Consider the following 12,161-nt stretch of genomic DNA (forward strand, 5'->3'; position numbering starts at 1 on the left):
CGGTCCGGCCGCACCGGGCACCGGTGTGCCACGCGGGGCCGCACGGTGCGGCTGAGCGCCTGACGGTCCGGCCGCACCCGAAACCGGTGAACCGCGCGGGGGCGCGCAGTGGTTCAGGCGGCGGTCCAGCCGCCGTCCACCGCCATGGCGGTGCCGGTCACGAAGGACGCCCGGTCGCCGAGGAGCCAGGCCGCCGCCTCGGCGACCTCGCGGGGTGCCGCCATGCGCTTCTGGGGTGCGCGCTGCACCCAGGGTGCCGCCAAACCGGGGTTGTCCTCGAGCACTTCGTCCATCAGCTCGGTTCGGACACTGCCGACGACCAGGGCGTTCACCCGGATGCCCTGCTCGCCGTAGTCGGCCGCCGCCGCGCGCGTCAGGCCCAGCACCGCGTGCTTCGCGGCCACGTATGGCGCGCCGGAGCCGGGAGCCAGCACCCCCGCCACGCTGGACGTGTTCACGATCGAGCCGCCCTGACCGTCGGCCAGCATCGCGGGGATCTGCCGGCGCAGACAGTTCCACACGCCGCGCACGTTCACGTCCATGACACGGTCGTAGTCGGCCTGTTCGGTCTCGTGCAGCAGCTTCCCGACGGATGCCCAGCCGGCGTTGTTGAACGCCCCGTCCAGCCGGCCGAACCGCTCGACCGCCGTGCCGACGGCCCGGGCCACGTCCTGCTCGTCGGTCACGTCGCCCGGCACGGCCACCGCCGATCCGCCGTTCTTGGAGATCTCCTCCTGCAGTGCGCGCAGGTGCTGCTCGCGCCGGGCCATCAGTACGACATCGGCCCCCTCCGCGGCGAACAGCCGGGCCGCCGCGGCCCCGATGCCGCTGGAACAGCCGGTGATCATGATGGTCTTGCCGTGCAGAAGCATGTGGGTGTCGTCCCCTCCGGGGATGTGTCGGAATGTGATCGGCCGGTGCGCTCAGCGAAAGGCGGCCGGGTTCCTGCGGGCCCATGCCGCGAACGTGACCGGGGGGCGGCCGGTCGCCCGCAGCACGTCCTGGGTGACTGTCTCCGGACTCATGCGGCCTTGCCCCGCGCGACGTCGAGGTCGATCCGGGCGACGGTCTCCGGCCGGGCGATGCCGGGCAGGAGCATCCGCCACATGAGGACGGTGCGGTGGGGCAGGTCCGCGCGGTTGCTCACGAGCTGTGCGTACAGCTGGACGCCGGTACACGCGCCCACCAGGAACTCCGCGATGTCCTCCGGCCGGGTACCGGGCAGCAACTCGCCTTCCCCGACGGCCGTACGCAGGCATTCGGCCATTATCTCCCGCCAGCCGAGATAGGAAGAGGGATCCTGCATCCCGAAGCTCCCCTGCTCCACCGAGAGCCGGACACCCGCGCGCAGCAGCGGATTGACCTGCAGCTCCCAGGCCCACACGAAGGTGATGTCCACGAGGCGTTGCAGTCCGTGGGATTTCAACCTCGGCTCTATCACCTGGGGCTGGGCGCTCATCACGGCAAGTGCCAGCCCTTCCTTGGACTTGAAGTGGAAATAGAGGGCGCCGGCGGTGACCTGCGCGCGTTCGAGGATGCGGGCGATACCCGCGCCCGCATAGCCGGACTCGTCGAACACCTCCGCTCCTGCCCACAGCAGCGCTTCACGGGTGCGCAGGGCTCTTTCCTGGGTCGGTGGGGTCATCGCCTCGTCTCAGCCATCCTCGACAACAAAAAGAACGTCCTTTACGTTTACCTGCGGCTGACCCCCGCAGTCCAGTGACAGCCGCAGCGATCCTCGCTCGGTCGCCTTCTGCTCCATGGGAGTGACGTTGTCCAAGCCGCCGACCATCGACCCCACCGTCCAGGCACGGTCCAGGGTGGCGCAGCAGTCCGTCCACAAACACGACGCCGGCGAGGTCCTTCCGACCGGCTGGCGGCGAGCCGCGGACGACCGCTTCCTGGTCACCGCACGCTGGCCGGGGGACCACGCCTTCTACACCGCGCGCGCCCTCCGGCACGATCCCCTCCTGCTCAGCGAAACCGTGCGGCAGACCTTCCCGTTACTGTCGCACGAGGCGTACGAGGTTCCCTTCGGCCACCATCTGGTCTGGGACACCTACGCCTGGTGCCTGAACCCCGCGCTGCTGCGCGCGGACGGCTCGGAGGCCGACCTCGAACTACGCGTGCGGGCACGGGAGGTGGTGCGCCGCCGGGGTGTGGTGGCGCTCCTCTCGCTCACCTACGAGGTGGCGCGGGACGGCAAACCCCTGGCTGCCGCGAGCAGCCGGTTCACGATCCAGGCCCCGGCGGTCTACCGGCGGTTGCGCGGTGACCACGCCGACCAGGCCGTGATCCGGCCGGTGCCCGTGCCGCAGGCGGTGCCCGCGGCACGGGTGGGCCGCGGTGACCCGCACGACGTCGTCCTGGCGCCCACCGACGAGCCTCACCGCTGGCAACTGCGGGTCGACACCGGACACTCCGTGCTTTTCGACCACCCCGTCGACCACGTACCCGGCATGCTGCTGCTGGAGGCCGCCCAGCAGGCGGCCCGTGCCGTCTGCGGCCGCCCCGCGGGGTGCGTGACGGCGATGGACACCCGGTTCCACCGCTACACGGAACTGGACGCCCCCGCCTGGATCGAGGCCCGGCGCACCGGCGTCGACACGGCCGGCCGTGCACGGCTGTCCGTGTCCGGCGCTCAGAACGGCCATGAGGTGTTCTCCTGCACGCTCACGCTGGACGGGACAGAGCCCGGGACCGAGCACCTCGCCGGGCCAGGTCGGGCAGGACGATGACCAGGCCGGCGACGGCCATGAGGGCCCCCAGCCAGAGGGGGCGCGCAGGCCCCAGGCGTCGATCACGAGGGCGCCGAGGGAGGAGCCGAGGATGATGCCGAGGGTGATGAAGGAGGAGTGGACGGTGTCGACCAGCGGACCGGCGTTGCCGGTGCACTGCACCCGGGTCGCCATGGCCGGGTTCATGGTGACGCCGACCAGGCCGACGCCCATCATGCAGACGATCACCGGGACGGGCAGGCCGGCGAGGAGGGCGAAGCCGGTCAGGAAGACGGTGTTGAGCACCAGACCGATGGCGAGCACCGGGACGGTGTGCCCGTCGGCGAAGCGGCCGACGACGTTGTTGCCGATGACGGTGGCGGCGCCGTAGGCGCACCCCGGTCACGGCCGGCGGCATCAGCGCGGAGCCTGGATCTCCCTCTTCAGGATCTTCCCGGTGGGCCCCTTCGGCAGGGCGGCCAGGAGCCAGACCGTGCGCGGGTACTTGTAGGGGGCGACGCGTTCCTTGACGTAGGAGCGCAGTTCCTCGGTCGAGGTCCGGGCCTCCGGGACGAGGACGACGGCCGCGGCGACCTCCTCGCCGAGGGAGTCGTGCGGGACGCCGATCACGGCCGCCTCCACGACGTCCGGGTGCTCGTAGAGGACCTCCTCGATCTCCCGCGGGTAGACGTTGTAGCCACCCCGGATGATCATGTCCTTCTTGCGGTCCACGACGAAGAGGTAGCCCTCGTCGTCCTGGCGGGCCAGGTCTCCGGTGTGGAACCAGCCGTCCCGGATCGCCTCGGCCGTCGCGTCGGGCCGGTTCCAGTAGCCGGTCATGACGTTGTGGCCGCGGACGGCGATCTCCCCGACCTCGCCGGCCGGGACGTCCTTTCCGTCGCCGTCGACGAGGCGTACCTCCACACCGTGGACCGGGGTGCCGATCGAGCCGGGCTTGCGGGGCCTGTCGAGGTGGTTGAAGGTGACCACCGGGGAGGTCTCCGACAGCCCGTATCCCTCGGCCACCGCGCAGCCGAAGCGCTTCTCGAAGGCGTGCAGCACCTCCGTCGGCAGGGCGGCTCCACCGGAGACGCAGACCCGCAGGCTGCCCGCTTCGGGGCCGGGGCCGGGGCCGGTGCCGGTGCCGGTGCCGGCCGGAGCCTGGTGCAGCAGCGCGTTGTACATGGTGGGCACGCCCTCGAAGACCGTCACGCCCAACTCGTCCAGCAGGGCCAGCACTCCGGCCGGCTCGAAGCGGGGCACCAGCACCAGGCAGGCGCCCTTGCGGACCGCCGCGTTCATGCCGCAGGTCTGGCCGAAGGCGTGAAAGAGCGGCAGACAGCCCATCACCACGTCCTCGGGCCCGACCTGGATCACCCGCTCCGACACGACCTCGGTGTTCCGGCCGAGGTTGCCGTGGGTCAGCGCGGCGCCCTTCGGTTTGCCGGTCGTACCGGAGGTGTAGAGGATCACGGCGAGATCGCCGTCACCGCGCGGCGCCGTCGCACCGGCCGGCGCCTGCTCGTCCACCTGTGTCAGCACCGGGTCGACCGGAGTCACCAGTGCTCCCGTCACACCGGCGCCCTTCGCCGCCTCCTCCGCGCCGGCCTCGTGCACGAACAGGCGGCTCGCACCCGAGTCGACCAGACAGTGCTCGATCTCGCGGGCCTTGAGCAGCGGGTTCATCGGGACGACGACTCCGCCGGCGCGCAGGATGCCGTAGTAGAGCGCGACGAACGCCGGAACGTTCGGCAGCATGACGCCCACCCGGTCACCGGCCGCCAGCCCCTCCGCCCGGAGCATTCCGGCGACGCGGGAGGCTGCCGCGTCCAGCTCCGCGTACGTCATCACTCCGGCGCCGAACCGGAGGGCGGGACGACGGGGGTGAAGCAGTGCCGTCTCCGACAGGTTCTTCGCGATGTTCGGCATGTGTCCTCCAGGTGACAACCCCGTCAATTGCCCAGTGCCCGGTACAGAGTGGCGGTCGTAGAAGCCGCGACCAATGGACCGGCGGACAAGATGACACCGGATGTGTTGGTCCCGCCGACAAACTCCGTCGCCGATGCCCCGTTCATCACAGCCCTGACTTGTGGTCGGCGACAACCGCGCTCACCTAGGCTGGCCTCGTGCCACGTCGACCGCCCGTCCCTGAAATCGCCGCCGTTGCACAGTCCCTGCGCCCGCATCTGTCCGAGCTGGTCGAGCGGGCCGCCCGCCGCATCCGCGAGGAGATCGACATCTACGGCCCCTCGGGCACCGTGCCGGAGGAGGAGCTGCGGGCGTCGCTGCGGCGCAACATCGACAGCATGCTCGCCCAGTTCGCCCGGGGCAGCGCACCCGACCTCACCGAGCCCAGCAGGACCGGACGGCTGCGCGCGATCCAGGGCGGTCCGCTGCCCGACGTCCTGCGCGCCTACCGGCTCGGGTTCGCCGAAGTGTGGGCGGTCCTGGCCGACGAGGCCGGCCGGCTCGCCGTCGATCCGTCCGTACTGGTGCCGGCTGCGGCCGACGCCTGGCAGCTCGCCGACGAGTACAGCGACGCGCTGACCTCCGCCTACCGCAGGGCGGCCGCCGAACTCGTCCGTAGCCAGGAGCGTGAGCGCTCCGCCCTGACGGAGGCGCTGCTCACCGGCCGGATCACCGACCGCGGCACGCAGTGGGAGGTGGCCCAGAGTCTGGGCCTGCCGAGGAAGGGCCCGTTCGTCGCGGTCGCCGCGGAGGCCACCGCCCTCGGCCAGGAACCCCTCGGTGACGTCGAGGCCCAGCTGACCGCGCACGGCATCCCATCGGCCTGGGCGCTGCGGCCCGATCTGCGCATCGGGATCGTCTGCCTGCTCCGTCCGGACGCCGTCGACCTGACGATGGCGGTACTACGACGCCTGGCCACCGCCCGGGTGGGGGTGAGCCCGGCCTTCGCGTCCCTCGACGGCACCGGCCAGGCGCTGCGCCACGCCCGGCTGGCCCTGAACAGCCCGCCCTCGGGAACGGCCCCCCACGTCGTCCGCTTCCAGGACGACCCGCTCACCCTCGTCATGGCCGCCGCGCCGGAAGCCGCCGCCGACATCGCCCGCAGTGTCATGGGCCCGGTCCTGGCGCTCGGCCCGGACACCCGGGCCGTACTGCTCGACACCTTCCAGAGCTGGGTCGAGGCTGCCGGCAACGCCACCGCGACGGCCCAGGCCCTGCACTGCCACCCCAACACCGTCCGCTACCGTCTCCGCCGCCTGGAGGACCTGACCGGCCATTCGCTCCAGGCCCCCGGCGACACCGCCGAACTGGTGGCCGCTCTCCGCGCGGTCAGGTTGCTTCCCCACCCCGGGGAGGACACACACGCCGGTTGACCAGCTCGGGTTCAGGTTCCACCCGGCCCCTTCGAGACGGATGCGCACGCCGGTTCTCCAGCTCGGGCTCAGGTTCCACCCGGCCCCGCCGGGGGACGGACGGGCACCCCGGTTGACCAGCTCGGCTCCTCGTGCGGGCGCCAACACCTCGGCCCCTGGCGAGTGATGCAGCTCGGGGCCCCCTCTACGCCACTCCCCCACGGCTCCGACGAACGCTCGAGGCAGGGGAATCCGGCAGCCGCTCACAGGCGTAGGGGAGGGAAGCGTGCGGCGCTTCCCGCCGCCGGCCTGTTCGACACCTGCCGGCCGCATGTCTCAACTCACCTACCGTATGGCGGACATCACCCACCGCAACTCGGGCGGGACCCGTAGGCTGGCCGGTGCAGCTGGTTCGCCCCGTCCGCCAGGCGGGATGCGTCGCAAGAGGGAACCCGGTGGAAATCCGGGACTGCCCCGCAGCGGTGAGCGGGAACGACCGCCGTCATACGCACTGGGCCCACGGAGGGCCTGGGAAGCGACGGCCAGTAGGAGTCTCGTACGACAGAGACGCGCCCGCGAGTCCGAAGACCTGCCAACTGCCCGCGTGCGAGCCACTCGTGCGCGGACATCCCGGTGACCTCGAGGGCGGTTGGGGGCACCTCCGGACCATGTCCGGGGGGAGTACAGACCAGGCGGACGACCGTGCCTCGGCGCGCGGGGTCGTGTCCGCCCGGTTCGTCACCCCTTCGCGCTCTCGCCCCGTCCCCGGGATCTCAGGGATTCATCTCGCGAAGGAGATCTCCGTGACCAGCAAGTCCGCAGCTGCGGCAGCACGGGCGACCGTGTACGGCTACCCCCGCCAGGGCCGGCACCGGGAACTGAAGAAGGCCGTCGAGGGTTACTGGGCGGGCCGCGTCAGCGCGGACGCCCTGCGCGCCACCGCGGCCGAACTGCGCCGCGCCACCTGGCGGCAGCTCGCCGAGGCAGGCATCCACGAGGTGCCCACCGGTGACTTCTCGTACTACGACCACGTCCTCGACACCACCGTCATGGTCGGCGCGCTCCCCGCACGCCACCGGGCCGCCGTCGAGACGGACGCGCTGGACGGGTACTTCGCCATGGCCCGCGGCACCGACGACGTGGCGCCGCTGGAGATGACGAAGTGGTTCGACACCAACTACCACTACCTCGTGCCGGAACTGAGCCCGGACACGGTGTTCTCGGCCGACTCGCACAAGCAGGTCTCGGAGCTGAAGGAGGCCCTCGCCCTGGGCCTGACCGCACGCCCGGTCCTCGTCGGCCCCGTCACCTACCTGCTGCTCGCCAAGGCCGCCCCCGGCGCGGACGCCGGCTTCATCCCGCTCACCCTGCTCGACCGGCTGCTGCCGGTCTACGCCGAGATCCTCGCCGACCTGCGCGCGGCCGGCGCCGAGTGGGTGCAGCTCGACGAGCCCGCCCTGGTCCAGGACCGCACCCCGGCCGAACTGAACGCCGCCGCCCGCGCCTACCGCGAGCTCGGCGCCCTCACCGACCGGCCCAAGCTGCTGGTCGCCTCCTACTTCGACCGGCTCGGCGACGCCCTGCCCGTGCTGGCCAAGGCACCGGTCGAGGGGCTCGCCCTGGACTTCACCGGGGCGGCGGCAGCCCAGCTCGACGACCTCGCCGCCGTGGGCGGCCTGCCCGGCAAGCGCCTGGTCGCCGGTGTCGTCAACGGCCGCAACATCTGGGTCGACGACCTGGAGGAGTCGCTCGCCACACTCGGCACCCTGCTGGGACTCGCGGACCGGGTGGACGTGGCCGCCTCCTGCTCGCTGCTGCACGTGCCGCTCGACGCCGCCGCGGAACATGACATCGACCCGCAGATCCTGCGCTGGCTGGCCTTCGCGAAGCAGAAGACCCGGGAGATCGTCACCCTCGCCAAGGGGCTCGCCCGGGGCACCGGCGCGATCACCGCCGAACTCGCCGCGAACCGCGCCGACCTGGCCTCCCGCGCGGGCTCGCCGATCACCCACACCCCGGCCGTCCGCGCCCGCACCGCCGCCGTCACCGCGGCCGACGCCCGCCGCGCCCAGCCGTACGCCGAACGCGCGGCCGCCCAGCGCGCACACCTCGGACTGCCGCTGCTGCCGACCACGACCATCGGCTCCTTCCCGCAGACCGGTGAACTGCGCACGGCCCGGGCCGGACTGCGTGCGGGCCGGATCACCCCGGCCGATTACGAGGAGCGGATCAAGGCCGAGATCCGGGAGGTGGTCGGCTTCCAGGAGAAGGCCGGGCTGGACGTGCTGGTGCACGGCGAGCCCGAACGCAACGACATGGTCCAGTACTTCGCCGAACAGCTCACCGGCTACCTGGCCACCCAGCACGGCTGGGTCCAGTCGTACGGCACCCGTTACGTCCGCCCGCCGATCCTCGCCGGGGACATCTCCCGCCCGGAGCCGATGACGGTGCGCTGGACGACGTACGCCCAGTCCCTCACCGGTCGGCCGGTCAAGGGCATGCTCACCGGGCCGGTCACCATGCTCGCCTGGTCCTTCGTCCGTGACGACCAGCCGCTCGCCGAGACCGCCCGCCAGGTGGCCCTCGCCCTGCGCGACGAGGTCGGCGACCTGGAGGCCGCGGGCACTTCGGTGATCCAGGTCGACGAGCCCGCCCTGCGCGAGACCCTGCCGCTGCGCGCCGCCGACCGCCCCGCCTATCTGGAGTGGGCCACCGAGGCGTTCCGGCTGACCACGAGCGGCGTCCGGCCGGACACCCAGATCCACACCCACATGTGCTACGCCGAGTTCGGCGACATCGTCCAGGCCATCGGCGATCTCGACGCCGATGTCATCAGCCTGGAGGCGGCCCGCTCCCACATGCAGATCGCACGTGAACTCGCCGGCCACGGCTACCCGCGCGAGGCGGGGCCCGGTGTCCACGACATCCACTCGCCGCGTGTGCCCAGCCCGGAGGAGGTGGCCGGCCTGCTGCGCACCGGTCTGCAGGCGATCCCCGCTGAACGTCTGTGGGTCAATCCCGACTGCGGCCTGAAGACCCGCGGCTGGTCCGAGACCCGTGCGTCCCTCGAGAACCTGGTCGCAGCGGCTCGCACGGTCCGTGCGGAGCTGTAGCGCGGGCGCACGCCTGGCACCGGAACACGCCTGACAGAACGCGTCCGGCACAGTCCGACACAGAAGGACGTCTGACACAGGGCTCGCCCGCCCCGGTCGCCGTGACCGGGGCGGGCGTTGTCTCCGCCTCCCCCTCCAGAGGCCGAACGGCCCCCTCCAGGGGCCGACGTCGTGCCGTGACCTACTGGAACTGCTCGGTCCGGCTGGCCACGAGACGGCCGCTCGCGAATCCCTCGACCCGGGCCGACCGTGCCGCGGCGCCACCGGGCACCGTCACCTCGACCTGGCCGTCCGCCACGTCGACCGACGCGCGCGGACGCTGGTCGACATAGACGTCCAGCCGGTCGATGTTGGTCGACTTCACCTTGAGCCTGAGGGATCCGTTCTGGGTGGTGACATCCGTGACGGACACGGTGTGCGGGGCCAGGCCTCCCAGGATCCGACCTGCCCGCTCCAGCAGGTCGGCATTGTCCTTGAGCAGGTCGTCGCGCGTCATCCGGTGCAGTTCGTCGGGCGTGACGCCGAGGTCTTCGACCGGGGTGCCCGAGTTCGCGCCCACCCGCAGAGTGCGGCGGATCGCCACGCGCATACCGGCCTTCTTCGGCAGCCGCGCGTACGGCGAGGACGGGTCGCCGGCCATGAGGCCGGCCAGGAAGTTCTGCGTCCACACATTGGCTCCGCCCGCGCCGGTGCTCTGATCGGTGCCGAGGACCGGACCGATCCGGTGGTCCTGGAACCCGGCGGCGAAGATGTCGGTGGCGGAGTAGCAGCGGGCGTTGGTGACGAGAACGACCGGGCCGAAGTACTGCTGGCCGATGGCGTTGGCGCCGTCCTCGGGGCTGAGCGGGAAGGCACCGGAGAACGCGGCTCCGATCTCGACGGCCTGGTCCATCGACGGCACCCATGCTCCGAGGTCCACCTGTGGGTCGCCCTGGTGCTTGCGGCAGACCCGCAGGTTGAGCGGCGTGTTGATGAACTGCACCGGCTCGGGGGTGATCCGGCCGGGCGTGAAGAGCTGCAGGGCGAACTCGGCGGCGAAGACGAGGCCGCCGCCGTTGTCCCGCACGTCCAGGATCAGGCCCCGGTCCGGCAGGAGGCTGAGGAGCCTCAGCAGTTCCCGGACGTAGCCCTCGAGGTCGTCCACGCTGAAGGTGAAGATCCGCAGGTGGCCGAACGTCCCCGCGGAGGTCTGCACCTCCTTGGCCCGGAAGACCTCCGGCATGTCGGTGGCGATCTCGCCCGCGCGCAGATCGGGCGCGGGTTCGCCGGCCGCGGCGGCGTTCGCCTGGGCCACGACCCGCGGAGCGAACAGCAGCACCTTCGCGCGGCTGATCTCGTCACCTTCGAGGTCCAGCCCCTGCGCCGCCGCGACCGCGCTCACCGCGTCCGCGTCCACGGCAGGCGGCCGGTTGTCCACGATGCGCCAGTTCTCGCGGAACTCCCGCGCGGTGCCGCTCCTGTCGAGGTAGCTGATGGTCACCCATTCCTCGAAGGGCGGCAGGTGGAGGCGCAGGGGGCGTACGGTCAGCGACTCGACGCCCCGGCTGCGGCGCGCCTCGGGGTTGCTGCCGGCGAACCGGGCGGCGACGAGATCGACGGCCTGGGCGATGGGGGTGCCGCTCCAGTGGGTGATCTCGACGCCCGGCTCGAAGCCGGGGGCGGAAAGGCCCTCGGCCACATGGGTGACCATGAAGTGGGTGCCCTGCCCGTCGGTGTAGCGCTCGACGAGGAAGGGCAGGAAGGCGATCTTGCCTGCGAAGGGCTCGGGCAGCAGATAGTTGGTGTGCAGGTCCCTCACGGAGTGGAAGATCTCGGACATCTCGCTGTGGAACATCCACTCCGGCGGCATGTCCTGCGGTGTCTGCCGCTCCATGCGGTGGATGAGCAGTCGCAGGCGCTGGACCGGATTGACCGCGTACATGGCGGCCTTCAGCGGCAGGTGCACGTAGTTCTGCTCCAGCAGAACCAGCGCCTGCGCGGCAATGACCCGTCGTTCCGCCAGGGTCAGCGTGCCCGCTCCCTGCAGGAAGGTGGCCACATCGGTGGAGGCTGCGAGGTGCTCGCGCACCGGCGCGGCCGCGTTGCGGACGAAGTCGGGGACGGTGTTGCCGACCGGCTCGCTCAAGACGGCTCCTGAGGGTGTGACGTACGGACGGGTGCCGGGACTGTCTCACCGTCAGTTATCGGGGCCGGCATCGCTACAGCTGAGTCGCACGCACACCCTTCACTCGAACGAGCGTCCTCAATTCGACAGAGCGGCTACGACAGCGCCCCACGCCTCCTGCCCGCTCCAGAGCGGGCAGGAGACAGCCGGCCGAAGCCGTCAAGCGGACGCCGTTGCCTACGGCCGGGTCGAGGGCGTCACCGTTCCTCGGTGGGCGCGGGGACCGCGGGCTGGGTCCGGGCCGCGCCGGCGGCCGTGGACTGTCAGAAACCCATCGGCCGCGTGTGTGGGGTGGCATGGGGGTCGCTGGACCACACGAGGCGCAGCTCGATGTTCTCGGGCCCGGCGATGGACCGGATCAACTGTGCCGCCCATCCGTTCCAGTAGACGTACGTCCTGTTGTCCGGCAGACGGAAGCACGGTGCGTCGAGTGGCAGTTCCTCCGGCACGCACACCGTGCGCTCGATTTCGCCCGCCTCGTCCGGAGGTGAGGACGCATTCTTGTCGAGGCAGTCGGTGACCACCGTAGGAACGTACGCGTAGTAACCACCGGGCTGCACGCCAGGTGCGGTCACGGGGATGTAGTGGCCGAAGGCGTGGAAACGCTCGAAGGTCTCCTCGGCCACCTTTCGGCTGAGCACCGGGACCACGGCGTGCCCGCTGGGGTAGTCCGACACGGTTACCCCGGGACTTCCGTGCCACTCGGCGTGGATCTGGTTCTCTTTCCCAGCGAATCAGAGGGAGGGCGTCCACGAGGAGACCTCTGTAGTGGTCACCGAAGGGACGGCGTGATGCGGAAGACGTCCGCTGTCCGGCCGGTCTCAGGGGGCATGGCGCGGTCGGAACC

Annotated in this window: 8 protein-coding genes, 1 pseudogene and 1 riboswitch; of the genes and pseudogenes, 3 read left to right on the plus strand and 6 right to left on the minus strand. The window is 71.4% G+C overall.

Going from position 1 to position 12,161, the window contains the following annotated elements:
- Positions 1 to 113: 113 nt before the first annotated feature.
- The gene (locus ACZ4SF_RS24530) at positions 114 to 872 is read right to left on the minus strand and encodes an SDR family NAD(P)-dependent oxidoreductase (RefSeq protein ID WP_468388033.1); all 759 of its coding nucleotides are present in this window, start codon (positions 870 to 872) and stop codon (positions 114 to 116) included.
- Positions 873 to 1,021: 149 nt separating this feature from the next.
- Positions 1,022 to 1,645 (minus strand): ScbR family autoregulator-binding transcription factor, encoded by a 624-nt coding sequence (locus tag ACZ4SF_RS24535; protein ID WP_468388035.1) that lies wholly within the window; start codon positions 1,643 to 1,645, stop codon positions 1,022 to 1,024.
- Between the two features lie 115 nt (positions 1,646 to 1,760).
- On the opposite strand from ACZ4SF_RS24535, the gene ACZ4SF_RS24540 reads away from it, so the two are divergent.
- Complete coding sequence (locus tag ACZ4SF_RS24540) at positions 1,761 to 2,738, plus strand: ScbA/BarX family gamma-butyrolactone biosynthesis protein (protein ID WP_468388037.1); 978 nt, start codon at positions 1,761 to 1,763, stop codon at positions 2,736 to 2,738.
- On the opposite strand, the pseudogene ACZ4SF_RS24545 reads toward ACZ4SF_RS24540, so the two are convergent.
- Together ACZ4SF_RS24545 and ACZ4SF_RS24550 are read right to left on the minus strand one after the other, a co-directional pair.
- Positions 2,674 to 3,110: pseudogene (locus ACZ4SF_RS24545) on the minus strand (MFS transporter); the annotation flags it as partial. The gene ACZ4SF_RS24540 and the pseudogene ACZ4SF_RS24545 overlap by 65 nt on opposite strands.
- Before the next feature lie 24 nt (positions 3,111 to 3,134).
- Positions 3,135 to 4,646, minus strand: a complete 1,512-nt coding sequence (locus ACZ4SF_RS24550) for a long-chain-fatty-acid--CoA ligase (protein ID WP_468388039.1) — start codon at positions 4,644 to 4,646, stop codon at positions 3,135 to 3,137.
- A gap of 197 nt (positions 4,647 to 4,843) precedes the next feature.
- On the opposite strand from ACZ4SF_RS24550, the gene ACZ4SF_RS24555 reads away from it, so the two are divergent.
- The gene (locus ACZ4SF_RS24555) at positions 4,844 to 6,058 is read left to right on the plus strand and encodes a PucR family transcriptional regulator (RefSeq protein ID WP_468388041.1); all 1,215 of its coding nucleotides are present in this window, start codon (positions 4,844 to 4,846) and stop codon (positions 6,056 to 6,058) included.
- Positions 6,059 to 6,428: 370 nt separating this feature from the next.
- Positions 6,429 to 6,648, plus strand: a riboswitch (cobalamin riboswitch).
- A 192-nt stretch (positions 6,649 to 6,840) separates the two neighbouring features.
- Entirely contained in the window at positions 6,841 to 9,150 is a 2,310-nt protein-coding gene (gene metE, locus ACZ4SF_RS24560; protein WP_468388043.1) for a 5-methyltetrahydropteroyltriglutamate--homocysteine S-methyltransferase, read from the plus strand.
- Positions 9,151 to 9,331: 181 nt separating this feature from the next.
- Here metE and ACZ4SF_RS24565 read toward each other — a convergent pair whose 3' ends face one another.
- Together ACZ4SF_RS24565 and ACZ4SF_RS24570 are read right to left on the minus strand one after the other, a co-directional pair.
- Positions 9,332 to 11,275: a S41 family peptidase gene (locus tag ACZ4SF_RS24565; RefSeq protein ID WP_468388045.1), complete on the minus strand. Its 1,944-nt coding sequence runs from the start codon at positions 11,273 to 11,275 to the stop codon at positions 9,332 to 9,334.
- 302 nt (positions 11,276 to 11,577) lie between these two features.
- Positions 11,578 to 11,991 (minus strand): hypothetical protein, encoded by a 414-nt coding sequence (locus ACZ4SF_RS24570; RefSeq protein WP_468388047.1) that lies wholly within the window; start codon positions 11,989 to 11,991, stop codon positions 11,578 to 11,580.
- Positions 11,992 to 12,161: the final 170 nt, after the last annotated feature.

Source organism: Streptomyces sp. NPDC027663 (assembly GCF_055566415.1).